This window comes from Streptomyces mayonensis, assembly GCF_018982965.1.
GTDB classification, from domain to species: Bacteria; Actinomycetota; Actinomycetes; order Streptomycetales; family Streptomycetaceae; genus Streptomyces; species Streptomyces mayonensis.
In genome coordinates this window covers 1-26930 of sequence record NZ_JACBYP010000115.1, presented here as the reverse complement: position 1 = coordinate 26930, position 26930 = coordinate 1, and the positions used below count along the sequence as shown (strand labels likewise).

The 26930-nt window shown below is 73.1% G+C and carries 26 protein-coding genes; 12 read left to right on the top strand and 14 right to left on the bottom strand.

Annotated elements, in window-relative coordinates; translation table 11 throughout:
• Positions 1–59: 59 nt before the first annotated feature.
• From HZS56_RS30790 to HZS56_RS30780, 3 genes are all read right to left on the bottom strand, one after another.
• Positions 60–974, bottom strand: a complete 915-nt coding sequence (locus HZS56_RS30790) for an SCO1860 family LAETG-anchored protein (RefSeq protein WP_374201228.1) — start codon at positions 972–974, stop codon at positions 60–62.
• A gap of 203 nt (positions 975–1177) precedes the next feature.
• Positions 1178–2269 carry an amidohydrolase family protein gene (locus HZS56_RS30785; RefSeq protein ID WP_216724092.1) on the bottom strand — a complete coding sequence of 364 codons (1092 nt, stop codon included), beginning with the start codon at positions 2267–2269 and terminating at the stop codon, positions 1178–1180.
• Between the two features lie 43 nt (positions 2270–2312).
• Positions 2313–2840, bottom strand: a complete 528-nt coding sequence (locus HZS56_RS30780; protein WP_308408201.1) for a hypothetical protein — start codon at positions 2838–2840, stop codon at positions 2313–2315.
• Positions 2841–3006: 166 nt separating this feature from the next.
• On the opposite strand from HZS56_RS30780, the gene HZS56_RS30775 reads away from it, so the two are divergent.
• The 5 genes from HZS56_RS30775 (at position 3007) to thpD (ending at position 7782) form a co-directional block, all read left to right on the top strand.
• Positions 3007–4134, top strand: coding sequence for a pyridoxal-phosphate-dependent aminotransferase family protein (locus HZS56_RS30775; protein WP_216724091.1), 1128 nt, complete (start codon positions 3007–3009; stop codon positions 4132–4134).
• 329 nt (positions 4135–4463) lie between these two features.
• The gene (ectA, locus tag HZS56_RS30770) at positions 4464–4976 is read left to right on the top strand and encodes a diaminobutyrate acetyltransferase (protein ID WP_216724090.1); all 513 of its coding nucleotides are present in this window, start codon (positions 4464–4466) and stop codon (positions 4974–4976) included.
• A gap of 130 nt (positions 4977–5106) precedes the next feature.
• Complete coding sequence (gene ectB / locus HZS56_RS30765) at positions 5107–6378, top strand: diaminobutyrate--2-oxoglutarate transaminase (RefSeq protein WP_216724089.1); 1272 nt, start codon at positions 5107–5109, stop codon at positions 6376–6378.
• Positions 6379–6480: 102 nt separating this feature from the next.
• Positions 6481–6879, top strand: a complete 399-nt coding sequence (locus HZS56_RS30760; protein WP_037770517.1) for an ectoine synthase — start codon at positions 6481–6483, stop codon at positions 6877–6879.
• 3 nt (positions 6880–6882) lie between these two features.
• Positions 6883–7782 (top strand): ectoine hydroxylase, encoded by a 900-nt coding sequence (gene thpD, locus HZS56_RS30755; protein ID WP_216724096.1) that lies wholly within the window; start codon positions 6883–6885, stop codon positions 7780–7782.
• A gap of 161 nt (positions 7783–7943) precedes the next feature.
• On the opposite strand, the gene HZS56_RS30750 is transcribed toward thpD, so the two are convergent.
• From HZS56_RS30750 to HZS56_RS30730, 5 genes are all read right to left on the bottom strand, one after another.
• A complete protein-coding gene (locus HZS56_RS30750; protein WP_216724088.1) occupies positions 7944–9011 on the bottom strand; it encodes an aminotransferase class V-fold PLP-dependent enzyme in 1068 nt (355 codons plus the stop codon).
• Between the two features lie 108 nt (positions 9012–9119).
• A complete protein-coding gene (locus tag HZS56_RS30745; protein ID WP_216724087.1) occupies positions 9120–9833 on the bottom strand; it encodes a DsbA family oxidoreductase in 714 nt (237 codons plus the stop codon).
• A 75-nt stretch (positions 9834–9908) separates the two neighbouring features.
• Positions 9909–10412, bottom strand: coding sequence for a GNAT family N-acetyltransferase (locus tag HZS56_RS30740; RefSeq protein ID WP_216724086.1), 504 nt, complete (start codon positions 10410–10412; stop codon positions 9909–9911).
• Positions 10413–10482: 70 nt separating this feature from the next.
• Positions 10483–11091, bottom strand: coding sequence for a DUF1349 domain-containing protein (locus tag HZS56_RS30735; protein ID WP_216724085.1), 609 nt, complete (start codon positions 11089–11091; stop codon positions 10483–10485).
• Between the two features lie 189 nt (positions 11092–11280).
• Positions 11281–12810: an aldehyde dehydrogenase (NADP(+)) gene (locus HZS56_RS30730; RefSeq protein ID WP_216724084.1), complete on the bottom strand. Its 1530-nt coding sequence runs from the start codon at positions 12808–12810 to the stop codon at positions 11281–11283.
• Between the two features lie 184 nt (positions 12811–12994).
• Here HZS56_RS30730 and HZS56_RS30725 point away from each other — a divergent pair, with 184 nt between their 5' ends.
• The 6 genes from HZS56_RS30725 (at position 12995) to HZS56_RS30700 (ending at position 19023) form a co-directional block, all read left to right on the top strand.
• Complete coding sequence (locus HZS56_RS30725; protein ID WP_216724083.1) at positions 12995–13768, top strand: IclR family transcriptional regulator; 774 nt, start codon at positions 12995–12997, stop codon at positions 13766–13768.
• 76 nt (positions 13769–13844) lie between these two features.
• On the top strand, positions 13845–14315 hold the full coding sequence (locus tag HZS56_RS30720; RefSeq protein ID WP_216724082.1) for a GNAT family N-acetyltransferase: 471 nt from the start codon (positions 13845–13847) through the stop codon (positions 14313–14315).
• A 247-nt stretch (positions 14316–14562) separates the two neighbouring features.
• Positions 14563–15600 (top strand): hypothetical protein, encoded by a 1038-nt coding sequence (locus HZS56_RS30715; RefSeq protein ID WP_216724081.1) that lies wholly within the window; start codon positions 14563–14565, stop codon positions 15598–15600.
• Positions 15597–16847 carry a sensor histidine kinase gene (locus tag HZS56_RS30710; RefSeq protein WP_308408200.1) on the top strand — a complete coding sequence of 417 codons (1251 nt, stop codon included), beginning with the start codon at positions 15597–15599 and terminating at the stop codon, positions 16845–16847. Before HZS56_RS30715 ends, HZS56_RS30710 begins: the two co-directional genes overlap by 4 nt.
• On the top strand, positions 16844–17503 hold the full coding sequence (locus tag HZS56_RS30705) for a response regulator transcription factor (RefSeq protein ID WP_216724080.1): 660 nt from the start codon (positions 16844–16846) through the stop codon (positions 17501–17503). Before HZS56_RS30710 ends, HZS56_RS30705 begins: the two co-directional genes overlap by 4 nt.
• A 65-nt stretch (positions 17504–17568) precedes the next feature.
• The gene (locus tag HZS56_RS30700) at positions 17569–19023 is read left to right on the top strand and encodes a peptidoglycan D,D-transpeptidase FtsI family protein (protein ID WP_216724079.1); all 1455 of its coding nucleotides are present in this window, start codon (positions 17569–17571) and stop codon (positions 19021–19023) included.
• Positions 19024–19069: 46 nt separating this feature from the next.
• Here the strand turns inward: HZS56_RS30700 and HZS56_RS30695 are convergent, their stop codons facing one another.
• Positions 19070–19867, bottom strand: coding sequence for an HAD family acid phosphatase (locus tag HZS56_RS30695; protein ID WP_216724078.1), 798 nt, complete (start codon positions 19865–19867; stop codon positions 19070–19072).
• Positions 19868–20053: 186 nt separating this feature from the next.
• On the opposite strand from HZS56_RS30695, the gene HZS56_RS30690 reads away from it, so the two are divergent.
• Entirely contained in the window at positions 20054–20266 is a 213-nt protein-coding gene (locus HZS56_RS30690) for a hypothetical protein (protein WP_216724077.1), read from the top strand.
• A 56-nt stretch (positions 20267–20322) separates the two neighbouring features.
• Here HZS56_RS30690 and HZS56_RS30685 read toward each other — a convergent pair whose 3' ends face one another.
• The 5 genes from HZS56_RS30685 to HZS56_RS30665 all read right to left on the bottom strand — a co-directional run bounded on the left by HZS56_RS30685 (position 20323) and on the right by HZS56_RS30665 (position 26893).
• Entirely contained in the window at positions 20323–21663 is a 1341-nt protein-coding gene (locus tag HZS56_RS30685; RefSeq protein ID WP_216724076.1) for a pectate lyase family protein, read from the bottom strand.
• Between the two features lie 164 nt (positions 21664–21827).
• On the bottom strand, positions 21828–23189 hold the full coding sequence (locus HZS56_RS30680; RefSeq protein WP_216724075.1) for an ABC transporter substrate-binding protein: 1362 nt from the start codon (positions 23187–23189) through the stop codon (positions 21828–21830).
• Between the two features lie 100 nt (positions 23190–23289).
• Positions 23290–24852 carry a glycoside hydrolase family 43 protein gene (locus HZS56_RS30675; protein WP_216724074.1) on the bottom strand — a complete coding sequence of 521 codons (1563 nt, stop codon included), beginning with the start codon at positions 24850–24852 and terminating at the stop codon, positions 23290–23292.
• The gene (locus HZS56_RS30670) at positions 24849–25703 is read right to left on the bottom strand and encodes a DUF6807 domain-containing protein (RefSeq protein ID WP_216724073.1); all 855 of its coding nucleotides are present in this window, start codon (positions 25701–25703) and stop codon (positions 24849–24851) included. The genes HZS56_RS30675 and HZS56_RS30670 overlap by 4 nt, the downstream gene beginning before the upstream one ends.
• Complete coding sequence (locus tag HZS56_RS30665) at positions 25700–26893, bottom strand: Gfo/Idh/MocA family protein (RefSeq protein ID WP_216724094.1); 1194 nt, start codon at positions 26891–26893, stop codon at positions 25700–25702. Before HZS56_RS30665 ends, HZS56_RS30670 begins: the two co-directional genes overlap by 4 nt.
• Between the last annotated feature and the right edge of the window lie 37 nt (positions 26894–26930).

Below are 26930 nucleotides of genomic sequence, written 5' to 3'. Positions count from 1 at the left end.
CCCGTACGCCGCCCCCGTACGCCCCCCGTACGTCCCCGGCGTACGCCCCGGCGCCGATGTCAGCCGCGCCTGCGGCGGGCCAGGAGCAGGGTGCCGCCGCCCGCCAGGACCAGGGCGGCGGCACCGGCCGCCACGTACGGCGTCGCGCTGCTGCCGCCCGTCTCGGCGAGGTCGGCCCCGGCGCGGGCGCCCTGGGGCTGCACGTCGGCGGCGGCCGGTTCGGCGTCGTCCTCCCCCTTCGCCGCCGGGGGCTGCCCGGCCTCGTCCGCGGGGGCCGACGGGGACTCGCAGGTGGCCTCCGCCAGGGTGACGGTGCCGTCGACCTCGGCGACGTTGAGGTCGAGGGGGTTGACGGAGATCCTCAGTTCGAGGGCGGTGGCGGCGGCCGTGCGGGAGGTGGTCTGCGTCTTCGACAGGTCCAGCCTCACCTCGCCGACGCCGGGCACCTTGACGTCCGTGGTCCCGCCGGCGGTGAGGGTGACCTTCTTGCCGAGGACCGTCACCGGGCCGAGGAGGTCGGCGTCGGCGACCGGCTTCCCACCGGCCTCGCAGGTCGCCGTGGAGGTGACCTCCGCCAGCTCGATCACCGACAGGAGCGGCAGCCCGGGGACGTGGAGCCTGGCGTGGGCCAGCTCGGTGTGCCCCTCGCTCTTCGCCGCGGTCGCCGTGGCCCCGGCGTCGGCCACGTCGGCGCGCAGGACGGTGAAGGCCTTGCCGCCGTCGACGCCGTCGAGCCGCGCGGTCAGGGCGGTCCTGCGGGCGGTCTCGGGGGCCTGGACCTCGTTGAGGGTGACCGCGAGCGGGACGTTCACGGTCTTGTTGAGCAGGGAGACGTCGAGCCCGGTGCGCAGCACGGTGGCGCTCGCGCGGCCGTGGTCGCCGGTCGCGTGGGCGGTGCCCGTGCCGGCCAGGAGCGCGGGACCGGCGGCCAGGGCGGTGGCCGCGGCGACGGTGGCGAGGCGGCGTGCGGGCATGCGGAAGTTGCCGTTCAAGGTGGTGGGACCCCCAGTGAGACATGCGTGTGGGACACGCATGAGCGAGTGCTTGGGACCCGGAAAGAATCTCCCCGCGCGCGCCCGACCGTCAGCAAACCGAGGTCACTTCACCCCTTCGTGGTGTTTTGGTGCATCTTTTCGAATCTCACGGCACGCGCGTTCCCCCAGGTCACCCACGTCGGTCAACCGACGACCCGCCCGTTCAGCACGACCCGGCGCGGAGCGGTGAGCACGCGCACGTCGGCGCGCGGATCCTGGTCGAACACCACGAGGTCGGCCGGCGCGCCCTCGTCCAGGCCGGGGCGTCCGAGCCAGCGCCGGGCGGCCCAGGTCGTGGCGGAGAGCGCCTGGAGCGGCGGGATGCCGGCGGTGACCAGCTCGGCGACCTCGGCGCCCGCCAGGCCGTGGGCCAGGGCGCCTCCCGCGTCGGTGCCGACGAAGACCGGGATCCCGGCGTCGTAGGCGTTGCGGACCGTGTCGTAGCGGCGTTCGTGCAGCCGGCGCATGTGGGCCGACCAGCGCGGGAAGCGGGACTCGCCGCCGTCGGCCAGGGCCGGGAAGGTGGCGATGTTGACAAGGGTCGGCACGATGGCGACACCGCGCTCGGCGAAGAGCGGGATGGTGTCGTCGGTCAGCCCCGTGGCGTGCTCGACGCAGTCGATCCCGGCCTCGACGAGGTCGCGCAGGGAGTCCTCGGCGAAGCAGTGCGCGGTGACGCGGGCGCCCAGGCGGTGGGCCTCGGCGATGGCCGCCTCCACGGCGCCGCGCGGCCAGCAGGCCGACAGGTCGCCGAGGTCGCGGTCGATCCAGTCGCCGACCAGCTTGACCCAGCCGTCGCCGCGCCGGGCCTCCTGGGCGACGTACGCGACGAGGTCGTCGGGTTCGATCTCCCAGGCGTAGTTGCGGATGTAGCGGCGGGTGCGGGCGATGTGCCGGCCGGCCCGGATGATCTTCGGCAGGTCGTCGCGGTCGTCGGTCCAGCGCGTGTCGGAGGGCGAGCCCGCGTCGCGGATGAGCAGGGTGCCGGCCTCCCGGTCGGTCAGCGCCTGCTTCTCGGCGACGTCCCCGGGGACCGCGCCGTGCCGGTCGAGTCCGACGTGGCAGTGCGCGTCGACCAGGCCGGGCAGGGCCCACCCCTCGACGGTGCGGACGTCGGCCGCGCCGGTGGGGCGGTCGTAGGAGATCCGTCCGTCGATCACCCAGACCTCGTCCCGGACCTCCTCGGGCCCGACGAGCACCCGACCCTTCACATGCAGCACCGCGCGATCGCTCATGCCCCGCACCCTAGGGGGTGTCCGCACGGGTGTCCGGGGGCGGTCACCGGTCCTTCTCGTGCGCTGCCGCGTCCTTCTCGTGCACTGCCGCACCGGGCTTCTCCTGCACTGCCGCGCGGGGGTGGCGTCCGGTCGCGCGCCGGGCCCCGGCGGCGCTCGCCACGGCGGTCAGCGCGAGGACGGCGGCGGCCGGTGCGACGTAGCCGGGGACGTCGTCGCTGGGGTACCCGCCGCCGTCCGCGGTCTCGCAGACGAAGGCCGGCGGCACGAAGGTGACCGACTGGTCGACCACGTGCAGCGCCCGCTCCCCGTGGCCCGGCGTGCGGCAGGGCGGCGCGGGCGCGGAGCCCGCGCCGCCGTTGGACACCATGACGGCGCCGGCCACGAGCAGCAGGCCCCAGGCGTACACCGAGAGCGCCGCCGCACCGGTGAACGCGGCGAGGGCACGCAGCGGCGGCCCGGCGCCCGGGCCCCGGTCGCGGCGGGCGGCGAGGACGCCCGCACCGTGGCCGGTCAGGCCGACGGCGGTCACCACGAGCACGAGGACGACCAGGAGGAGGAAGAGGAACACGGGGACAGTCCACCAGCCCGGGCTCGTCGCGGCTGTAGCGGAAGCCACAATTCCGGGCGTGGGGGTGTCGCAACGGAAGGGCGCCGCCGTGAGTGCCGGCCGGGGCCGTGGTTACTCTCGTTTCCGTACGTGTCGTACACCTGCCCGTGAGTGAAGAGAGCCCGCCGTGACCCACCCGTTCCTGGACCTGGCCCCGCTGAGCGCCGGCCGTTTCGCCGCGATCGAGGACCGGGTCGCGCGGCTGCTCGGCACCGGTCAGGACGTCGTGGTCATGCAGGGCGAGGCGCTGCTGCCGCTGGAGGGCGCGATCCGCGCCGCCGCCGGTCCGGGCACCGTCGCGCTGAACGTCGTCACGGGGCCGTACGGGCAGACCTTCGGGAACTGGCTGCGGGAGTGCGGGGCGACCGTGCACGACCTCGCCGTGCCGTTCCACGCGGCCGTGACCGCCGGGCAGGTGCGGGAGGCGTTCGCCGCGCACCCGGAGATCGACTTCGTGTCCCTGGTGCACGCCGAGGCGGCGACCGGCAACACCAATCCGGTCGGGGAGATCGGCGAGGTGGTGCGGGCGCACGGCGCGCTGTTCTACCTGGACGCCGTGGCCTCCGTCGGCGCCGAGCCGGTGCTGCCGGACGCGTGGGGCGTCGACCTGTGCGTCATCGGCGCGCAGAAGGCGATGGGCGGCCCGGCCGGCGTGTCGGCGGTGTCGGTCAGCGAGCGGGCGTGGGCGCGGATGGCCGCGAACCCGGGCGCGCCGCGCCGGTCCTACCTCTCCCTCCTCGACTGGAAGGAGCGCTGGCTCGACGGTGGCCGAAAAGCGCTGCCGCACGCGCCGGCCCAGCTGGAGATGCTGGCGCTGGAGGCGTGCGTGGAGCGTATCGAGGCGGAGGGCCCCGGGACGGTGCGGGCGCGGCACGCGTCGGCCGCGGCGGCCACGCGGGCCGGGGCTGTGGCGCTGGGCGGCCTGGAACCGTACGTGTACGAGGCGAAGGACGCGGCACCGGTCGCCACGACGCTGCGGACGCCCCCGGACGTCGACGCCTCGGCGCTGGTGGCCCGGGCCCTGGCGTCGGACCCGGCGCTGCCGCTGGCGGCGGGCAGCGGTGCGCTGGCCGGCGAGATGATCCGGGTCAACCACTACGGCCGGGACGCGACGCGCGGCGCGGTGCACGGATGCCTGGCGGCACTGGGTGCCGCGCTGGTGGAGAAGGGCCTCAAGGCCGATCCGGAGGCCGCCCGGCGGGCCGCGGAGGAGGCGTGGGACGGGACGGCCGGGGCCGATCTTTCCGGAGCCTGAATTCCAGGGAATTATCGCAGTTCACACAAACTGAATTACAGAATGCGACCGAGCGCAGGTTCCCATATTCTTCTGCCCGCTTTCCCTTGAGCTAAACACAAAGATTCCGCGAACCTCGAATCTCGCATTTCGGACACGTCTCACATGGGTTACGCGATTGTGACCCGATCCACATGCGGTCCGTTTCACGGCCTTTGACCGGTACAAACCGCCACATTGCGCCGTCCCTTCGCGCGGTGGCACGCGCCCGCGTGATAACACACGAGGCCTCCATCCGTAACCCCGTCCGGCGATGCAATTTCGAATTTCCCTGGGTAAATTCAATTTGCATGACTGCCGCGCAAGCAGACCTGCAAATCGATCGACCCAGAGTGGCCGACGGTGCCGCCCTGTGGCGCATAGCAAGGGATTCCAAGGTCCTCGACCTCAACTCGTCCTACAGCTATCTGCTCTGGTGCCGGGACTTCGCCGCCACGTCGGCCGTCGCCCGCGACGGGCACGGTGTGCCGGTCGGCTTCATCACCGGCTACGTCCGACCGGAGCGGCCGGACACCCTGCTGATCTGGCAGGTGGCGGTCGACGAGGCGCACCGCGGGCGCCGGCTCGCCGCCTCGATGCTCGACGGGCTCGCCGCCCGGACCGTCACGGAACTCGGGCTGACCACCCTCGAGACCACCGTCTCCCCCGACAACACGGCGTCCCAGCGACTGTTCGCCTCGTTCGCCGAGCGGCACGGCGCCCGGCTGGAGCGCGAGGTGCTCTTCGACACCGGCCTGTTCCCGGACGGACCGCACGAACCAGAGGTCCTCCACCGCATCGGCCCCCTGTCCGCGGCCCGCTGACCCACCGGCCGCCCGGACGCCGGGCACCCCCGGTGGTCCGGCCCCCCAGACTTCCCGGCCGTGACCGCACCGGTCCCGCCGGACCGTACGACCTTCCTCTGACACCCTCACCCACGAGGAGCGATTCGTCGTGACCATCACCCAGCCCGACCTCAGTGTCTTCGAGACCGTCGAGTCCGAGGTGCGCAGCTACTGCCGCGGCTGGCCCACCGTCTTCGACCGTGCGCTCGGCAGCCGCATGTACGACGAGGACGGCCACGAGTACCTCGACTTCTTCGCCGGAGCGGGTTCGCTCAACTACGGCCACAACAACGCCGTGCTGAAACGCGCGCTGATCGACTACCTGGAGCGGGACGGCGTCACGCACGGTCTCGACATGTCGACCACCGCGAAGCGCCGCTTCCTGGAGACGTTCCAGAACATCATCCTGCGCAAGCGCGACCTGCCGTACAAGGTCATGTTCCCGGGCCCGACGGGCACCAACGCCGTCGAGGCCGCGCTCAAGCTGGCGCGCAAGGTCAAGGGCCGCGAGTCGATCGTGTCCTTCACCAACGCCTTCCACGGCATGTCGCTGGGCTCGCTGGCCGTGACCGGCAACGCGTTCAAGCGGGCCGGCGCCGGCATCCCGCTGGTGCACGGCACGCCCATGCCGTTCGACAACTACTTCGACGGCACCGTCGAGGACTTCATCTGGTTCGAGCGGCTGCTGGAGGACCAGGGCTCCGGCCTGAACAAGCCGGCCGCCGTGATCGTGGAGACCGTGCAGGGCGAGGGCGGCATCAACGTCGCCCGGGCCGAGTGGCTGCGCGCCCTGGCCGCCCTGTGCGAGCGCCAGGACATGCTGCTCATCGTGGACGACATCCAGATGGGCTGCGGCCGTACCGGCGCCTTCTTCTCCTTCGAGGAGGCGGGCATCACGCCGGACATCGTCACCGTCTCCAAGTCGATCAGCGGCTACGGGATGCCGATGGCGCTGACCCTGTTCAAGCCCGAGCTGGACGTCTGGGAGCCGGGCGAGCACAACGGCACCTTCCGCGGCAACAACCCGGCCTTCGTCACGGCGACCGCCACGCTGGAGACGTACTGGGCCGACGGCTCCGCGATGGAGAAGCAGACCCGCAAGCGCGGTGAGCAGGTCGAGCAGCACATGATCGCCATCACCGAGGAGAACCTGGCCGACATCAAGGAGTACCGGGGCCGCGGTCTGGTCTGGGGCCTGGAGTTCCACGACAAGGACCGCGCGGGCCGGGTCGCCAAACGCGCCTTCGAGCTCGGGCTGCTCATCGAGACGTCCGGCCCCGAGAGCGAGGTCGTCAAGCTGCTGCCGGCCCTCACCATCACGCCCGACGAACTGGACGAGGGCATGAAGACCCTCGCCCGGGCCGTGCGCGAGACGGCCTGACCGTCCCGCACCGCCCCATCCCTGCTTCCGGCGCCTTGGGCCTCGCGGCCCGGGGCGCCGGGGACCATGGCACATCCTTCACCTAGGAGGCATCGCAACACCGTGATCGTCCGTTCGTTCAAGGAACTCGAAGGCACCGACCGGCACGTGAAGTCGGCGTCGGGCACCTGGGAGACCAAGCGCATCGTCCTCGCCAAGGAGAAGGTCGGCTTCTCCCTGCACGAGACGATCCTGTACGCGGGTATGGAGACGGAGATGTGGTACGCGAACCACATCGAGGCCGTCGTCTGCACGAAGGGCGACGCCGAGTTGACCGACCGCGAGACGGGGAAGAAGTACCACATCACGCCCGGCACCATGTACCTCCTGAACGGCCATGAGCGGCACACGCTCAAGGTCAACGAGGAGTTCCACTGCATCTGCGTCTTCAATCCCCCCGTGACCGGACGGGAGGACCACGACGAGAACGGCGTCTACCCGCTGCTCACCGAGGAGGTGTGAGTCATCGTGACCACGACCACGAACGTCACTGATCTCTATCCCACCCGCGGCGCCACCGAGGTGGCAACCCCCCGGCAGGACCCGGTGGTCTGGGGCTCCCCGGACACGCCCGGCCCCGTCTCCCGGGGGGACCTCGAGTCCCTGGACCGCGACGGGTTCCTCGCCATCGACCAGCTCATCGGGCCGGACGAGGTCGCGGTGTACCAGCGGGAGCTGGAGCGGCTCACCTCCGACCCGGCCGTCCGCGAGGACGAGCGCTCGATCGTCGAGCCGCAGTCCAAGGAGATCCGGTCGGTCTTCGAGGTGCACAAGATCAGCGAGGTGTTCGCGAAACTCGTGCGCGACGAGCGCGTGGTCGGACGGGCCCGGCAGATCCTCGGTTCGGACGTCTACGTCCACCAGTCGCGGATCAACGTCAAGCCGGGCTTCGGGGCCAGCGGCTTCTACTGGCACTCGGACTTCGAGACCTGGCACGCCGAGGACGGCCTGTCGAACATGCGCACGATCTCGGTCTCGATCGCGCTCACCGAGAACTACGACACCAACGGCGGTCTCATGATCATGCCGGGGTCGCACAAGACGTTCCTCGGGTGCGCGGGGGCCACGCCGAAGGACAACTACAAGAAATCCCTGCAGATGCAGGACGCGGGGACGCCGTCCGACGAGGCGCTGACGAAGATGGCGTCGGAGTACGGCATCAAGCTGTTCACCGGCAAGGCCGGCTCGGCGACCTGGTTCGACTGCAACTGCATGCACGGTTCGGGCGACAACATCACGCCGTTCCCGCGCAGCAACGTGTTCATCGTGTTCAACAGCGTGGAGAACACGGCGGTCGAGCCGTTCGCGGCCCCGATCCGGCGGCCGGACTTCATCGGCGCGCGGGACTTCACGCCCGTACGGTGACCGGAGCCGGCCGGGCGTCCGGGGGGTGTCCCCCGGAGGCCGCGGCATCGGTGCACGGGACTTCACGCAGGTGAAGCGACCCGGACCTGATCTCGGGCAGGGGCCTTTTCGTGTGGGACGACCGGCCCCTGCCCGATGCCGTTCGTGCGGGCGCTCTTCTCTCAGTCCGCCAGCACGTCGAGGAGCCGGTCCACGTCGGCCCCGGTGTTGTACAGGTGGAAGGCGGCCCGCAGGTTGCCCGCCCGGTCGGACACCTGCACGCCGGCCCTGCTGAGCCCGCCCTGCCGGTGGCCGAGACCCGGCACGGACACGATCGCGGAGCCGGGCGCGGCCACCGGTTCGTGGCCCAGCGAGCGCACCCCCGCGCGGAAGCGGTCGGCGAGGGCGGTGTCGTGGGCGTGCACGGCGTCGACACCCAGTTCCCCGATCAGGTCCAGGGACTGCCTGGCGCCGGTGTAGGAGAACAGGGCGGGGCTCTCGTCGAACCGGCGGGCCGAGTGCGCGAGCTCCTCGACGGGGCCGTAGCAGCTGTCCCAGGGATGCTCGCCGGACGCCCACCCGGCGAACAGCGGCCGCATACCGGCCGCGGCCCCCAAATCCTCCGGTACGACGAGGAAGGCGACGCCGCGCGGACAGAGCACCCACTTGTAGGCGACGGCGGCGACGAAGTCGAAGTCGTCCGCGGCCGTCGGCAGCCAGCCGTTCGACTGGGACACGTCGATCAGGGTCCGCGCCCCGTGCGCACGGGCGGCGTCGCGCAGCGCGGGCAGGTCGGCCAGGCGCCCGTCGGCCGACTGGACGGAGCTGACCGCGACGAGTGCCGTGCCGGGGCCCACCGACTCGGCGAGCCGCTCCAGCGGCACGCTGCGCACCTTCAGGTCCCCGCGCGTGTACAGGGGGTTCACCAGCGAGGCGAAGTCGGCCTCCGCGGTGAGGACCTCGGCACCCGCGGGCAGCGAGGCGGCGACGAGACCGCTGAACGTGGCGACCGACGAGCCGGTCGCGACCCGCGAGGCGGGCACCCCCATGAGGCGGGCGTACGCGGCCCGGGAGGCCTCGACGTCGGCGAACATGTCGAGCGGCTGCCCCTCGGCCGCACGTTCGGCGGCGTCGCGCATGGCGACGAGGGTACGGGCGGGGAGCAGGCCGGTACTGGCGGTGTTCAGGTACGTGGTCTTCGGCGCGAACTCGGCCCGGACGAGGTTCTCGAAATGATCGGAGCTCTCCATGGCACCACTGTGCGGCTCCCCGGACCTCCCCGTCCATCGCGTATTCCTACGCGGTCTCCCCAAGCAACGCTTATGAACGCCGGCCCGCCTGCGATGCCGGGCGCGTCCTCACTGCCCGGGCACCGCGCACCCGTCCGGACCGCAGGCCTCCGCGCCCCCGTCGTCGATCCGCTCGAGCGGCGCGCGCTCGCCCCAGGCCTGGGTCAGCGCTCGGGTGAAGACGTCGGCGGGCTGGGCGCCGGAGACGCCGTAGGCCCGGTCGAGGACGAAGAACGGCACGCCGGTGGCCCCGAGCTGCGCGGCCTCGCGCTCGTCGGCGCGGACCCCGTCGGCGTAGGCGTCCGGGTCGGCGAGCACCGCGCGGACCTCGTCCGCGTCGAGTCCCGCGGCGGCGGCCAGCTCCACGAGCCGCTCGTCGTCGTTGAACACGGAGCGCTCGTCGGCGAAGTTCCCCCGGTAGAAGGCGTCGAGCACCTCCGCGTGCCGGCCCCGTTCCCTGGCGAGGTGCAGCAGCCGGTGCATGTCGAAGGTGCTGCCGTGGTCGCGGTCCCGGGTGCGGTAGTCCAGGCCCTCGGCGGCGGCCTGCGCGCCGAGGTTGTCCTCGCCCGCCTGGGCCTGTGCCTCGCTCATGCCGTACTTGGCGGTGAGCATCGTCAGTACCGGCTGCACGTCGTCCTTGGCCCGCCCGGGGTCCAGCTCGAAGGACCGGTGGACCACCTCGACACCGTCCCGGTGCGGGAAGGCCGCGAGCGCCTTCTCGAAGCGGGCCTTGCCCACGTAGCACCACGGGCAGGCGATGTCGCTCCAGATCTCGACGCGCATGTCTCGGCTCTTCTCCAGGTCGTACCGCTGCGGAGGCCCTCCCCGCCTCGTACGTGAACGTTCAAGCAGCCGGGCTCATTCCCCGGGCACCCGGAACCGCAGGAAGAGGTGGTGGTCGCCCTCCGCGGGCGGGTGGTGCGGATCGGGGATCCAGCCGAGGCGGGCGTAGAAGGCCTGGGCGCGGCGGTTGTCCACGTGCACGTCGAGGACCGCGTCCCGGTGGCCGTCGGCCTGCCACTGCTCGACGCAGGCCGTGTGCAGGGCGGCGCCGATGCCGGAGCGCCAGCGGTCGGGGTCGACGTGGAACTGGAAGAGCTTGACGGTGCCCGCGGGGCCGTCCTCGGGCACCCGGAAGGAGGCGAGGGCGACGATGCGCCCCTGCTCCACGACGCACAGGACGCTCCCGTCGGGGCGCTCGACGGCGGTGCGCCACACGGCGGTCCAGTCGGTGCCGTCGTCGGGGAGACCGTCCGGGTAGTACGTCGAGCGCGCCCGGTGGTGCAGGGCGGCGACGGTTTCTGCCTCGGCCGGCAGGACGGTACGGATCATCCTGCGTCCGGTCGCGTGTTCGTCGATCATGCACTGCAGGACGAGCGGACCCGGCCGGGCGGTTGCCTCCTCCCCCGCCGTGCCGCCGTCTGCCGTCGCGTCAGCTGCCGTCGCGCAGATCGGCCGGCCAGTGGGGGCGGAACTCCAGCCGGTCGAAGGTCGCCGTGCAGCCCTCCCCCGTCGGCGACTGGACCAGGAAGCCGACCAGGGCGGCACCGGTCTCCTCCTCGTCGCCCAGTGTGAAGAGCCGGACGAAGGTCCAGCGCTCTCCGTCGGGTGAGGCGTGGAAGGCGAAGGCACGCCCGCTCCTGCTGACCCGGAACCAGACGTGAGTGCCGTCCACCGTGAAGGAGTTGCAGTCGTCGGAGTGCCCCCGGGTGACGACCGTGCAGACGGTGGGCGCGTCCGGGGAGTACTCCAGGCACAGCTTGGCCCAGGCCCGCTCGCCGACGTGCACGTAGAGCACCCCGGCGTCGAAGGCGGCGCGGAAGCCGACGCCGACCCGTGCGATCAGCTGGAAGTCCCCGTCGGGAGCGCCCAGCAGCCGCGGCGCGTCGGAGACGGACTCCAGCCCTTCCCCGGTGGGCGGCACGAACCGGTCCTGCCCCGCCCCGGCGACCGCGGTGAGCACGCCGTCCGCGTACGACCACCTGCCGTCGGGTCCGTGGGGACGGAGGGGAAACGGCACTTCGGGTACGTCGACGAGCACGGGGCGATCCTCTCGGGCCGGGGAGAGCGTCCCCTCGGGGACGCGGGGGCGGAGTGCCGGCTCGCCGGTTCCGCCGCTCAGGGCGGCGGCGAGCCGGCGGACCTGCGGACCGGAGCCGCGTGCCGGCCGCGGAGCAACCGCGCTCCCCGCGGCACGACAGCGCGGCCGCTGCCGCTGACAGCGCGGCCGCTACCGCTCGAGCACCCCGTTGAACCGCCGCGGCAGCCCCAGCGGGTTCCCGTCCCGCACCTCGGGCGGCAGCAGCGCCTCCGGCACCCCCTGGTACGCCACCGGCCGCAGCCACCGCTCGATCGCCGTGCCGCCGACCGACGTGGACGTCGACGTGGTCGCCGGGTACGGCCCCCCGTGGTGCTGGGCCGCCGCCACGGCGACTCCCGTGGGCCACCCGTTCACCAGCACCCGTCCGGCGAGCGGCGTCACCTCCGCCAGGAGTTCGGCCGCGCGGCCCTGCCCCGCCGCCTCCTCGGCGGAGAGCTGCACGGTCGCCGTGAGGTTGCCCGGCAGCCGGGACAGCACGGCCCGCACCTCGTCGGCGTCCTGGTAGCGGACCACGACGGTGACCGGTCCGAAGCACTCCTCCAGGAGCAGGTCGTGCTCACCCTCGGCGGCCAGCCGCGCGGCCGGCACCGTGAGGAACCCGGCGGCGACGGTGTGCTCGCCGCCCGAGCCGGGCGTCACCGGCGAGTCCACGTCGGGCAGCGCCGCGCGCTCGGCGACGCCGGCGACGAAGTTGTCCCGCATGCGGTGGTCGAGGAGGACACCGGCGTCGGTGTCGCTGACCGCGTCCGTGAGGGTCTTGACCAGGCCGTCGCCTGCGGCGCCCGCCGGCACCAGGACCAGTCCGGGCTTGACGCAGAACTGGCCGACGCCCAGGGTCATCGAACCGGCCAGGCCCGCGCCGATGGCGTCCGCCCGCTCGGCGGCGGCGGCCTCGGTGACGACGACCGGGTTCAGCGAGCCCAGCTCGCCGTGGAAGGGGATCGGCACCGGACGGGCCGCCGCCGCGTCGAAGAGCGCGCGGCCGCCGCGTACGGACCCGGTGAAGCCGGCCGCCGCGACCAGCGGGTGCCTGATCAGTTCGATGCCCGCCTCGAAGCCGTGGACGAGGCCGACGACGCCCTCGGGGACGCCGTGCCGGGCCGCGGCACGGCGCAGCACCTTGGCGACCAGTTCGGACAGCGCCGGGTGGTCGGGGTGGGCCTTGACGACGACCGGGCAGCCGGCCGCGAGGGCGCTGGCGGTGTCGCCGCCGGGCACGGAGAAGGCGAAGGGGAAGTTGGAGGCCGAGTAGACGGCGACGACGCCGAGCGGCACCTTGTAGCGGCGCAGGTCCGGGATGGGCGGGGTGGCGGTGTCGTCGGGGTGGTTGACGACCACGCCGAGGAACTCGCCCTCGTCGACGATGTCGGCGAAGGCCCGCAACTGGTAGCAGGTGCGGGCGAGTTCACCGGTGAGGCGGACGGGGCCGAGCGCGGTCTCCGCGTCGGCGACCTCGACCAGGGTCTCCTCGGCCGCCTTCAGGTCGTCGGCGGCACTGCGCAGGAAGGCGGCCCGCACGGCGCGGTCGGCGAGGGCGTCCCGGGCGGCGTGCGCGGCACGGACGGCGGCGTCCACCTCCTGCGCCGTGGCTTCGACCGCGACCTGTTCGCGCTGCTTCCCGGTACGGGGGTCGACACTCCAGACTGGTGCTGCTGCCACCGCGGGTCCCTCCACGTGCTCTGCATCGGATGTGCTCGTCGTCGGAGCCGTACGGCACCGACGCGCCGGTGCCAGGTGCCGGTGCCCGGCGCCCGTACCGGGTCGTTCGATATACTGAACGCCGTCTCTGATGATGAATATGCTGTTCGAGACTATTTCCCGTCGAACGAAGGGGTCAAGGGCGATGTCGGCTGGCGAGACGGGGGGCGGAGCGCAGGTCAAGTCCGCGGTACGGACGGTCGAACTGCTGGAGTACTTCGCGGGGCGCCCCGGCATGCACTCCCTGGCGTCGGTCCAGGAGGCGGTGGGCTATCCCAAGTCGTCCCTCTACATGCTGCTGCGCACGCTGGTCGAGCTGGGCTGGGTGGAGACGGACGCCACGGGCACGCGGTACGGCATCGGCGTACGGGCCCTGCTGGTCGGCACCTCGTACATCGACGGCGACGAGGTGGTCGCGGCGGCGCGGCCCACGCTGGACCGGCTCTCCGACGACACCACGGAGACCATCCACCTGGCGCGCCTGGACGGCACGAACGTCGTCTACCTGGCCACCCGTCAGTCCCAGCACTACCTGCGCCCGTTCACCCGGGTCGGGCGGCGGCTGCCCGCGCACTCGACGTCGCTGGGCAAGGCGCTGCTGAGCACGTACACCGACGAACAGGTGCGCAAGCTGCTGCCCGAGACGCTGCCGGCGCTCACCGAGCACACCATCACCGACCGGGAGAGGCTCATCGAGGAGCTGCACCAGGTGCGGGAGCAGGGCTTCGCCGTGGACCGCGAGGAGAACACGCTGGGGCTGCGCTGCTTCGGCGTGGCGGTGCCCTACCGCACCCCCGCGCGGGACGCGATCAGCTGCTCGGTGCCGGTGGCGCGGCTGACGCCCGCGCACGAACAGACGGTGAAGGACGCGCTGTTCGACGCGCGGGACCGGCTGACACTGGCCACGCGCAGGCTCTGAGGCACGCGGGGGCTCTGAAGCCACGCGCGGGCTCTGAGGCACACGCAGTCTCCCGGCCACACGTAGGCTCTGGGCCATGCATATCGCACTGCGCGAGGTCCACGACAGCGATCTGCCCGTCTTCTTCCGGCAGATGAACGATCCGGAGTCCCTGCGCATGGCGGCCTTCACCCCGAAGGACCCCGCCGACTGGGACGCGTTCGCGGCACATTGGCGCAAGATCCGTGCCTCCCGCGACGTCGTGCGCACCATCCTCGGCGACGGTGACGTGATCGGCAGCACGGCGGTGTACGGGGAGCCGGGCGAGCGCGAGGTGACGTACTGGGTGGACCGGGCGTACTGGGGGCGGGGCGTGGCCACGGCCGCGCTGCGCGCTCTGCTGGCCGAGGTCGGGGACCGCCCGCTGTACGCGCGCGCGGCGGCCGACAACGCCGGGTCGCGGCGCGTGCTGGAGAAGTGCGGCTTCGAGACGAGCGCCCGCGCGCGGGGGTTCGCGGCGGCCCGGGGCGAGGAGATCGACGAGGTCGTGCTGCACCTCGCGGAGTGAGCGGAGTGACCGGTCCCGGCCCGTCCGACGGCCTCACCGGCACAGACCTGACGCCCCGCCGGCCGCCCCCCGGCCATCTCCCGGCCGTCCCCCGGTGGCCTTCCGGTGGTGTTCCGGTGGTGTTCCGGCGGTCCCCCGGCGGTCCCCCGCGGGACGAGTCCGGCGGAGTGCGCCTCCGCCGCGCGGCGGAGGCGGATCGTCGGTGCGCAGGACGTGGCGGAGACAGCGGCGCGGGAGCGTGGACGCCATGACACCGAACTCCGCCACCGCGACACCGACCGCCACCTCCACCTCCGCCTCCGCCCCCGCCTCCGGCCCGCCCGCCTCCCGGACCCGGCGGCTGCTGCGCGCCGTCGCCGTCGTGGCCTGCCTGCCGTACCTCGCGCTCAAGGCCGCCTGGATCGCCGGGAGTCACATCGGCATCCCCGACGGCAGCCCGCTCTTCGACCACCGGGTGGCGATGATCGCCGCCAACGGGCTTTCCGTCCTCCTGGACAGCTGCGTGGTCGTCCTCGCGCTGATGCTCACCAGGCCCTGGGGCCGCCGTGTGCCCGCCTGGGCGCTGGCGTTCCCGGTGTGGGTCGCCACCGGGCTGCTGACGCCGATCATGGCGGGGTTCCCGCTCCAGATGCTCGCGCGGGCGTTCACCGGCGGCCCCGCCGCCTCCTCCGGCCCCCGGCAGGACCTCCTCCTGCACGAGTGGGTGTTCGGGGTCGTGTACGGCGGGTTCATCGTGCAGGGCCTCGCACTGGGCGCATTGTTCGTGCTCTACGCCCGGGACCGCTGGGGCCACCTGTGGCGGGGCCGGACGGGCGACCTGCCCCAGGGCGCGGCCGGGAGGGCCGCGGGGGCCACCGCCGTCGCCGCCGCCGTACTCGCCCTGTTCCCGTTCGCGGTCCGCCTGCTGTGGGCCTGCGGCGGCACCGCCGGGCTCGGCGCGCACCGGACGGCGGAGCGCACCAGTGACTTCTACGTGCTGGAGGGCCTGTACGCCGCCCTCCTCGTGTCGGCCGTCGCCGGTGGCCTGCTGCTCGCCTTCCGGCGTGCCCCCGCCCTGCCGGTCGCCGTGCCGCTCGCCGCGGCGTGGGTCTGCTCCGGCGCCACGGCCTGCTGGGGCGGCTGGATGCTGCTCGCCGCGCAGGCCGGGCCGGACGGTCCCGCGGACCGGCCGACACAGCTGATGCTCGTGACCTACGCTGCTCAGATGACCGTCGGCCTCCTCGTCGCCAGCGGTGGCGCGCGCTTCCTCGCGGGGCGGTCGGCCGCCGCCCGCGCCCGGCGGTGAGACCGGCGGCCGGGGCGCTGTTCGGCCGGCGGGCGCGCCTGCGGTGGCTCCATCTGGTCCTCGGCGGGGCGCTCGCCATGCCGTACGTCCTCGTCGGCTCCGTCGTCGTCGAAGCGGTCGCCGGGGACGCCGACGTCTTCCACTCGCTCCGCCTCCAGCTGGCGGCCTTCGCCGTCGGGCTGCCGCTCGCCGCCCTGTCGGCGCTGTTCCCGCCGGCCCGCCCGCTGGAGTCCGGCGCGGTGCGCGCGCTGTGCGCCGTGGACGCCGGTCTCCTCGCCCCCGGGCCCGCCCGGACGACGGGCGAGCGGGCGCGTACGGCGGCCTGGGTCACGCTCCACCTGGGGGCCGGCGGCATCGTCGCGGGCATGTCGCTGGCGGTACCGCCGTTCGCGGCCCTGCTGGTCCTCCTCCCCTTCGCGCCGGCGCTGCGGGACGGGCCGGTGGGGCCGGGCGGCCTCTTCCAGCACACCTGGACACTCGCCCTCGCGCCGGTGGCGGGCGCCGTCCTGCTGCTCGCGCTCGCGGGCTGCGCCGCCGCGTGCGGCGCCCTGCTGGCCCGCTGGGCACCGGTGCTGCTCGGCCCGTCCGCGCAGGACCGGATCGCGGCGGCCGAGGCGCGGGCCGCCGACCTCGCCGTCCGCAACCGCCTCGCGCGGGAGCTGCACGACTCCGTCGGCCACGCGCTGAGCGCGGTCACCCTCCAGGCGGCCGCGGCCCGGCGGCTCCTGGACACCGACCCGGAATTCGTCCGCGAGGCGCTCGCCGCGATCGAGGACACCACGCGTCGCACGGTCGGCGAACTCGATGCCGTACTGGGTGTCCTGCGCGACGGCGACGCGTCGGGAACCGCACCGGCCCCGACGCTCGCCACCGACCTCGACGGCCTGCTGCGCCGCACCCGCGCGAGCGGCCTGCGGGTGACGGCCGCCGTCAGTACCGACCCGCGGTCGCTGCCGCCCCAGGTGTCCCGCGAGGCGTACCGCATCGCGCAGGAGGGGCTGAGCAACGCGCTCAGGCACGCGGGCCACGAGGCCGCCGTGACGTTGCGCGTCGAGGTGCTGGACGGTCACCTGCTGATCACCGTCGAGAACCCCTGCGACACGGTCACCGGCCCGCGCCCGGGAGGCGGACACGGTCTGCGCGGTGTCGCCGACCGGGCCGGACTGCTGGGCGGCTCGGCCGAGGCGGGCCCCGACGGGCCGGTGTGGCGACTGCGCGTACGACTACCGCTGAAGGAGACCGCATGACCCGCCCGCCGATCCGGATCGTCGTCGCCGACGACGAACGCATGGTCCGTACCGCCCTGCGGGCCATCCTCTCCGCCGAACCGGACCTGGAGGTCGCCGGTGAGGCGGCCACCGGCGCCGAGGCGGTCTCCGTGGTGCGGGAGGTGCGGCCGGACGTGGTCCTGATGGACGTCCGCATGCCCGGCGTCGACGGGATCCGCGCCACCGAGCGCATCCTCACCGCCCTCTCCGACCCGCCCCGCGTCGTGGTCGTGACGACCTTCGAGAACGACGCGTACGTCTACGACGCCCTGCGCGCGGGAGCCGCCGGCTTCCTGCTCAAGCGCGCCGACGCCGACACCCTCCTGGGGGCCGTGCGGCTGGTCGCGCGCAGCGACACGCTGCTCTTCCCGTCGGCGGTGCGGACGCTGGCCGCGGAGCACGCGCGCGCGGACCCGGCTCCGCCGCCCTGGGCGGCCCGGCTCACCGGACGCGAGACCGAGGTGCTGCGGCTCATGGCGGCCGGGCTGACCAACGCGGAGATCGCCGGGCGGCTGGGGGTGGGGCCCGCCACGGCGAAGACCCACGTCGCGTCCGTACTGGCCAAGACCGGCGCCCGGGACCGCACCCAGGCGGTGGTGAGGGCCTACGAGGCGGGCTTCATGAACGGACGATGAGAAAACAGGGCACACGGAACGATTCGCGCCCACCCGTTCGTCCTGCCAGCGGGATGAACAAAGGGATGAACAAGACGATCAGGCGTGCCTCGGTCCTCACGCTGCTCCTGGTGTTCGCTCTGCTGATCAGGGCGACCTGGGTGCAGTTCTACGACGGCCGGGCGCTCGCGGACAGCAAGGACAACCGGCGGAACGCGATCGAGACGTACGCGGGACCGCTCGGGAACATCGTCGTGGCCGGACGGTCGGTCACCGGCTCGGCACCGACCCGGAACAGCGACCTGGCGTACAAGCGCACGTACGAGGACGGCAAGCGGTACGCGGCGGTGACCGGCTACGCCTCGCAGGCGTACGCGCCGACCCAGCTGGAGGGCATCTACCAGGACGTGCTCAACGGCACCGACCCGCGGCTGAAGACGGTGATGGACACCGTCACCGGCACCCGGGCCGAGCCGGGCAACGTGGTCACGACGATCGACCCGGACGTGCAGAAGGCCGGGCTCGACGCGCTGGGCGAGACGAAGGGCGCCGCCGTCGCGATCGACCCGGAGACGGGCGAGATCCTCTCGGTCGTGTCGACGCCCTCGTACGACCCGGCGTCGCTGACCGACGCGAACACCGCCGGTGAGGCCTGGGAGAAGCTCACCTCGGACCCGGACAAGCCGCTGACCAACCGCGCGCTGCGCCAGCCGCTGCCGCCGGGCTCGACGTTCAAGCTGGTCGTGGCGGCCGCGGCGCTGGAGGACGGGCTGTACGGCTCGGTGGACGAGAAGACCGACAGCCCGGACCCGTACACCCTGCCGGGCACCGCGACGGACCTGTCCAACGAGAATCCGAACGCACCCTGCGAGAACGCCACGATCCGCACCGGGCTGCAGTACTCCTGCAACAACGTCTTCGCGAAGATGGCCGTCGACCTGGGGCAGGACAAGCTGCGGGCCATGGCCGAGAAGTTCGGCTTCAACGACGAGACGCAGGACGTGCCGGTACGGGCCTACACCAGCGTCTACCCGCAGGACATGAACCGGTCGTCGACGGCGCTCACGGGCATCGGCCAGTTCGACGTCACGGCGACGCCGCTCCAGATGGCGATGGTCTCGGCGGCCCTCGCCAACGGCGGCGAGCTGGTCTCCCCGCACATGGTGTCGCAGGTCACCGACGGCGGCGGCGACGTCCTGGAGGACCACTCCGACCCGGACACGAAGCGGATCGTGTCCTCCGGCACCGCCGAGCAGCTGCAGTCGGCCATGCGGACCGTCGTCGACGACGGCACGGGGTCCAACGCGCAGATCGCCGGGGCGACGGTGGGCGGCAAGACGGGCACGGCCCAGCACGGCGAGAACAACAGCAAGACGCCGTACGCCTGGTTCACGTCCTACGCCAAGTCCGGCTCCTCGGACCGGGAGGTCGCCGTGGCGGTCATCGTCGAGCAGTCCGACGCGGCCCGCAGCGAGGTCAGCGGCAACGGCCTGGCGGCGCCGGTGGCCAAGGCGATGATGGAGGCGGCGCTCGGGGGCTGACCCGCCTCCGGCCTCGGACCCGGGGTGCGCCGAGGTGCGCTACGCGCTATTCGACGAAGTACGTCGGGTTGGGGAGCTTGTACGTCCGGTCGGCCCAGCCGCCCTGGAGGTCGGAGTACTGGTCGCCGACGTTGGCGACGACGTCGTAGCCGAGGTCGCGCTCGATGTGCCGGCGGGTGCCCGCCTTGTACTCCACGGTGGTGCAGTCCCAGGTGCCCGGGGTGGCGCAGTGCGACAGGTAGGACGGCGGGTTCGCCTTGTCCTTGAGGAAGACGTGGTCGGTGTCGAGGTTCACGTCGGCACCGACCTTCTTCAGGTTCTCGACGGCTGCGGAGCGCTGGGCGTCGCTCAGGCCCGAGTTGTAGAAGACCTCGACGCCCTTCTTCTCGGCGTACCGGACGAGTTCAGGGCTGCCGGGGACGGCCGGGCGGTCGGCGCGGTCGACGTAGGCGGCCCAGGTGTCGCTGTCGTAGCCGTAGTTGTTCTTCTTCTCGTAGTCGAGGCTGAGGAGCAGTGTGTCGTCGATGTCGAAGACGATCGCGGGCCTGGTGTGCCCGTGGTGGGCCGCGCGGGCCGCCCGGTCGATCTGCTTCCTCGCCGCCGCGTCGGCCCGCGCCAGGTCCTCGGCGTACGGGCTGTCGGGCGAGGCCTGGTAGACGCCGTCGGCGTCGAGCGTGGTGCCGTAGTAGGCGTCGATGTCCTTGCTCAGCTGCCCGATGTTGTAGGGCTCGTGGGTGGAGTTGGCCGTGGACTGGCCGGCGGTGGCGGCTCCCGTGCCGTACAGGACGGTGCCGGCGACGGCACAGGCGGCGACGGCGGACGCGATGCGCAGAGGTTTATGCATGACACAGGTTTCTACGCGCGTCACCCGGGTGGGCGCGAGCCCCTTGGCCGGATCTGATCCCCATGACCTGGCAAAGTCTCGCGGTCGGGGAGGGACTGGAACGTCATCGCGCGGTGCGGCGTCCTTGTCCACAGAGCCGACCGACCCGTGTTCACCTCCCTGCTCACTGATCGTGAGGACCCCGCCGTGGCAGCCGCCCTCTTCTTCCTGCTCGTCTTCATCCTCCTCGCCGTGGCCGGAGGCTGTGTGTGCGTCTGGCGGGCCGCACGGGGCGACGTTCCCCGCTGGGTCCGCGCCTGGGCGCTGGCGACGCTCGTGGCCGGTGAACTCGTCCGGAAGTCGGGGTCCCGCAGGACGTCCTCCTCCGGCGGCGGTGACAGCGGCGACGGCGGCGACTGACCGCGGCGGGCGGGCAGGGCCGGGGGTGCGGACGCCCCGGCCCTCCTCCGGGGACGTCAGCGCAGCCGGCCCGCGCCCGCGCCGCGGTCGACGGCGGACGGGACCGCCCGGGACGGCAGGACCTCGGTGCGCAGCGTGGGCGTCCAGCCCGCGCCGGAGCTGAGCGGCGCGTCCGGGTTCTGGGCGTTGTGCGCGGCGATCAGGTCCGTGGTACGGCCGTTGACGCGGTTGTGGGCGGCGGTGAGCGGCGAGTCGTTCCATCGCTTGAGCACCTGCCCGGCGCTGACGCCCTCGGGCAGGGTGAAGGCGTTGTGCTCGGCGACGAGTCGGGACTCCTTGCCGACGCCGAAGCTGTAGCCGTAGGCGTCGTCGGCCACGAAGTGGTTGTTGTAGACGTCGACCTGGCCGAAGCGGACACGGGGCGCGCGCTCGACGAGGCCCTGGAACAGGTTGTGGTGGAAGGTCGCCTTCAGGTGCCCCCGGTCGACGGCGGCGGTGGCCTCGCTGTCGCTGTTGCCGATCAGGATCGTCTTGTCGTGCTCGGTGAAGACGTTCCAGGAGGCGGTGACGTGGTCGGCGCCCTTCACGATGTCCAGCTGGCCGTCGTGCTGCTGGTAGAGCATGCCGAAGTAGGTGGGCGCCGCGCTGTCGGGGTGCTCGCCGTCGGTGAAGGTGTTGTGGTCCAGCCAGACGTGCGTCGACCCGTGCACGACGGCGCTGTCGTACTCGGAGTTCCAGTTGCCCGAGTCGCCGTCGGTCGGGTCCCACTGCGGGAAGCAGTCGACGGGGCTCTCGAAGGTCAGGTTGCGGACGACGACGTTGTCCACGTCCTTGATCTGGAGGCTGGCGCCCTTGAGTCCGGCGTCGCGTCCGACGCCGATGATCGTGGTGTTGGCGGGGACGTGCGCCTTGACGGACGTGTCCTGCCGGGCGGCGGAGGCGCGGCGCAGGCCCTCGGGGCTGTCGTCGGGCTCGGCGCTCAGGTCGGTGTCCCTCCCCCAGTTCTCGGGGGAGTACTTCTCCAGGTAGGCGTCGAAGTCGTAGCCGGGCGCGGCGAAGGCGTCGCAGCCCTCGGAGACGGCGTCGACGGTGCCCTCGACCTTGACGATCCGCGGCGCGGTGCCCTCCACGGCGAGGGCCTCTCTGAACTCGGCCCAGGTGGAGACGGTGAACACCCGCTCGGCGCCGGCGGCGGCCCCGCCGGTGGTGCCGGTGCCGTGGGAGGCCCAGCCGTCGTTCGCGGGCAGCGTCTGGCGGGCGGTGTCGCGGGGGTGGTGGTGACCGGGGCGGGCCCCGGCCGTGGCGGCGGTCAGGCTCAGTACGAGCGCGGTGCAGCCGACGAGCGCGGCGGTCCGCTTCGCATTTTTAGCGTGCTCATGCCATCTGCGCATGTTCATGGTGCGGCTCTCCCTTTCGTAGGGCGTGCGGGCGTACGGGATGGGCGTGGACGTTCGTACGGGGTGGTCGTGCAGCGTGTCGTACCGGGTGGGCGTGGGGAGCCGCGGGCGGCCGGTGGTTCGCGCACCACGGGCCGTCCCACGGCGATGGCCGGCTCGGCCGGTCAGCCCATCTGTTCCGTCCACTCGGCCTGCGCCTCGTTCAGCTTCCCGGCCAGGTCGTCCAGGAAGTCCTTCGCGCTCGTCTCGCCGAGCAGCACCTTCTGGAACGCCGGCTCGCTCTCCGACTTGGACAGGGTGTTCCAGTCCGGCAGGTAGTACGGCAGCTGGACGATGGTCGTGGAGCCGTCGTTCAGCGCCTGCGCCGCGAGCTTCGTCGGCTCGGCCTTCTGGATCCACGCGTCGTTCGAGGCCTCGGTGTTGGACGGCACCTGCCCGGCCGACTCGTTGAACTTCGAGTTCTGCTCCTTCGAGGTGGCGAACTCGATGAACTTCCAGGCCGCCTCCTTGTTCTTGGAGCTCTTGAACATGCCGAGCCCGTCGACCGGGTTGGACACCTGGACCCGCTTGCCGGACGGGCCGACCGGCTGCGGGATGCCGCGGAACTTCCCGTTGCCGAGCGCCTTCACGTGGTCCTGGTAGGAGCCCAGGTTGTGATTGACCATGCCGATGGTGCCGGAGTCCCACTGGGCGGTCATCTTGGCGAAGTCGTTGTTGACGTCGGCGGCCGGCGTGGCCTCCTTGTAGAGGGCCGCGTACTTCTCCAGCGCCTCGACGTTCTTCGGGTCGTTGACGGTGGTGGTCTTCTTGTCGGCGTCCCAGAACGACGTGATGCCGGACTGCCCGTACATGGCGTCGAAGGCCTGGGCGATGGACCCGGAGCCGCCGCGGATGGTGTAGCCGAACGCGTTCTTGCCCTTGTCGGTCAGCTTGTCGGCGGCCTCGTAGAACCTGTCCCACGTCGTCGGCTCGTCGAGCCCGGCCTTCTCGAACAGGTCGGTGCGGTAGTAGAGGACGCCGTTGTTGGCGGAGGACGGCAGCGAGTACAGGGTGCCGCCGCCGCCGCCGGCGGCCTTCACGGACTCGATCATGTCCTTGTTGAGCTTGCCGTTCAGGGAGGACCCCGCGAGCCGGTCGTCCAGCGGTTCCAGGGCTCCCTGGGCGGAGAAGCCCGCGAGCATCGACGCCGTGACGCCGCCGACGTCCGGCAGGCCGCCGCCCTGGATGGCGGTGTCGACCTTGGACTGGTACTCGGTGGCGGCGATCCCGACGTACTCGACGTCGATGTCCGGGTTCGCCTTCTCGAAGTCGGCGATGATCTCCTTCCACACGGCCGTACGGATACCGCCGTTGTTGTCCCAGAAGGTGATCTTCCCCGTGCCGCTGCCCTCGGCGCCCTGGCCGCCGCCCGCTCCGCTGCCGTCGTCGCCGCAGGCGGTGGCGGTCAGGGCGAGGACGGCCCCCAGCGCGACGGCGGCCGGTGTCCGGCGTGCGCGGGTACCCGTGCTGAGAATGCTGATCTTCATGGGTCGGCTCTCTTCTTCTCATCCAACGGTGCGGTGGGACTGAACGGTGAGCGTGGACGTGCCGTACGCGTGGGGGGGGAGGGCGAGGGGGTGGCGGGCGTTACCGGTGCCCGACGCGGAACCGGGTGAAGGTGGCCGTCCCCGCGTGCCCCCGGCCGCCGGGCGCGAGCGCGAACAGGCCGAGCTGGGCGCCGATCCAGCGCCAGGGCCGGGCGGCGAACTCCCGGCCGGTGGGGCGGGGGCCGTCGCCGAGGTCGTAGGAGAAGCGGCAGCGGGCCCCGGGCGCGGTCTCGATGCGCAGCCGGACGCGTCCGCCGGGTGCGGGGCGCGGCCGGTCGGCGTCCCGTTCGGCGCCGGTCACCGACTCGGCCGCCGCGTCGGCGAAGCGGTGCACCAGGTGGACCGTGCCGTCGCCGTCCCGCTGGAGCCCGATCCAGCGGTAGGCGTCCCCGAGCACCGCGAGCCCGGCCCGCGCGCCCGGCTCCTCGCTGTCCAGGGCGAGGTCCACCTCGACGACCGACGGGGCGCCGGGCAGCCGTTGCGTCAGCGAGTTCGGCTGTTGACGCAGGTCGTGCACGTCGGCCGCGCGCACGCAGGCCAGCCGCAGTCCGTCCCCGGCGTGCCGGACGGCCCAGCCGTCGCGCGGGTTGGCCGCCCAGGACCACTGGCGGCCGAAGCGTCCGCCGGGGAAGTCGTCGTCGGTGGCGGGCGCGGCGGGCGGCTGCGGGGGCAGCGCGGGGCGGCGGTGCTCGGCCACGGGGGCGCCGTCGTCGCCGAGGACCGGCCAGCCTCCCCCGCTCTCGCCGCTCGGGCGGGAGGTGCCCGCGCCGTCCCAGCGCATCGGCTGGAGGTGGACCACCCTGCCGTACGCGCCGCGCGACTGGAAGTGCAGGAACCAGTCCTCGCCGGTCTGCGTGCGCACCCAGCCGCCCTGGTGGGGGCCGTTGACGTCGGTGTCCTTCTGTTCGAGGACGACCTTCTCCTCGTACGGCCCGAAGAACGCGCGGGAGCGGAAGGCGCCCTGCCAGCCGGTCTCGACCGATCCGGCGGGTGCCAGGATCCAGAACCAGCCGTCGTGCCGGTAGAGCTTGGGACCCTCCAGGGTGAACCAGCCGGGCAGGCGGTCGCCGTCGACGATCACCTTGCCCTCGTCGAGGAGGCCGGTGCCGTCGGGGCGCATGCGGTGGCCGGTGAGGCGGTTCTTGACGCCGGAGCGGGAGCGGGCCCAGGCGTGCACGAGGTAGGCCTCGCCGCTCTCCTCGTCCCACAGCGGGCACGGGTCGATCAGTCCCTTGCCGGACTTCACCAGGTGCGGCGCGGTCCACGGGCCGCGGATACCGGGGGCGTTGACCTGGAAGACACCGTGGTCCGGGTCGCCCCAGAAGATCCAGAAGCGGCCGGCGTGGTGGCGCAGGGAGGGAGCCCAGACGCCGCTGTCCTGGCGGGGCGCCGCGAAGTCCCGCGCGGGTTCCAGGCGGTCCAGGGCGTGGCCGACCAGCGTCCAGTTGACCAGGTCGCGGGAGTGCAGCAGCGGCAGTCCGGGGGCGCGGCCGAAGCTGGAGGCGGTCAGGTAGAAGTCGTCTCCGACGCGGATCACGTCCGGGTCGGACCAGTCGGCGTTCAGGACGGGGTTGGTGTACGTCCGGGCGTGCTCGGGGGTCACGAACCGACCGCCTTCCGTACGAGGGTGGCGGCGCCGTCGGCGTCGAGGCGGCCGTCGGCGACGACGGTGACGATCCGGCGGACGGCGGTGTCGCCCGGGGCGACGGTGAGCCGGGCGTCGTGGGCGAGGGAGGAGCCGACGCCCGGGTACTGCCCGGTGCGCACGAACCACGGGTCCTGCCGGGTCCGTCCGGTGGCGCCGGCGAACACCAGCGACCAGGTGTCGCCGGTCAGGGCGAGCCAGTCGGCGCGGACGCCGTGCACCTCGGACTCGCCCTCGCGGTCGGCGGTGCGGACGCCGGGCGCCGCGCTCTCCTTGCGGGCGCGCCAGAAGAAGCCGCCGTAGGCCGCGCCGGGGCGTCCGTTGGTGGCGGGGCTGCCGAGGGTGAGGGGGCCGGCGGTGACGTTGGTGAGGGCGAAGGTGAGGTCCAGCGCCCAGGCCCTCGCGGTGAGTTCGCGGGCCGCGACCGTGCGGCGCTCGCGCAGCAGCTCGGTGCCGGCGGCGACCCAGCGCAGCTCCTCGTCGAATCCGTCGGGGCCGCGGAGCCGGAAGGCGGTGTGCCGCTGGGTGCCGTGGTTGTCCAGCTCGGTCGGGCCCCGGTCGCGCACGTAGGTGCGCCCGCCCCAGAAGTTGTGCCCCTCGACGTCGGGGACGGCGACACCGACGCCGAGGTGGTGGAGGTGGTCGGCGGGTCCGGACTCGGTGACGACGGTGCCGGCCAGGGTGGTGACGGGGTGCAGGTGGGGGCGCGGGGAGAGCCGGGGCGGCAGCTCGGGCCGGGTGACGTACCGGGCGACGGGGCGGCCCGCCATCCGCAGGACCGGGGAGTCCGACCGGGGCGAGTCGGTCATCGGGTGCTCACCTCGTTCAGTGGGTGCTCGGTGCGGGGCGCCCAGGGCGCGCCCAGTTCGGAGTAGAGGGAGAGGGTGTCGGCGGCGGCGGCCACGAGGGCGTCGATGCCGGGGACCACGCGGCGCCCCTCGTCGGCCAGGCGGTGCCAGGCGGCCTCGGGCAGCGGCTCCGGGTCGGGCGCCCGGCGGACCGCCTCGACGACCCGCATGAAGGCGCCCGTCTCCTCGGGCGGCACCAGCAGGGGGGTGCCGGTGGTGAGGTGGCCGACCAGGTTCTCCAGCAGGTCGGTGCGGCCGTACTGGTACTCCTCGGGGCCGTGGCCGCCGCGCTGGAGCAGGACGCGGTCCTGCTTGTACCAGAAGGTGATGCGGCCGCTGGAGCCGTGCACCAGGACGTACGGCTCGTCGGCGCGCTCGGCGCACAGGGTGGCGGCGACGGTGACCCGGTGTCCGCGTGCGGTGCTGATCCGTACGCAGGAGGTGTCGTCGGACTCGATGTCGTTGGCGTGGCTCAGCTCGGTCTCGATGCCGGCGACGTCCTCGGCGCGGGCGGTGCCGCCGAGCGCGAGGGCCGTGGCCACCGCGTGCGCGAGCGGGTTGGTGAGGGCGCCGTCGATCACGTCGGCGCCGTTCAGCCGCCGCCTGCCCGACCAGGGTGCCCGGCGGAAGTACGCCTCGTCCCGCACCCACGCCCCGGCGCCGCCGATGCCCGTGACCTCGCCGATCGCGCCCTCGGCGACCAGCTCGCGGACGGCGGGCAGGGCGTGCGAGCCCAGCGACTGGAACCCGACCTGGCAGGCGACGCCGGCCTCGGCGACCCCGTCGGCCAGGCGCCGGAACTCGGCGTAGGACGGGGCCGGGGGCTTCTCCAGGAGCAGGTGCACGCCCCGCCGGGCGGCGGCCAGGGCGAGGTCGGTGTGGGTGGGGATCGGCGTGCAGATCACCGCGGCCCGGGCGCCGGTGGAGTCGAGCAGCGCCCCGAAGTCGGCGGACTGCTCGGGGAGTTCGCCGCCGGCCTCCTCGTCGGTCAGCGGGGTCAGCTCGCAGACGCCCGCGAACCGGACCAGGCCCGCCCGCTCCAGGCGGCGGATGTTGGCGACGTGCCAGCGGCCGTGACCGCGGGCACCGGCGAGGACGACGGGGAGCGGGCCCGCCCCCTCACCCCGCTCGCGTACGGGAACCCGGCTCACCCCCTCACCCCGCTCGCGTTCGGGAACCCGGCCCGCC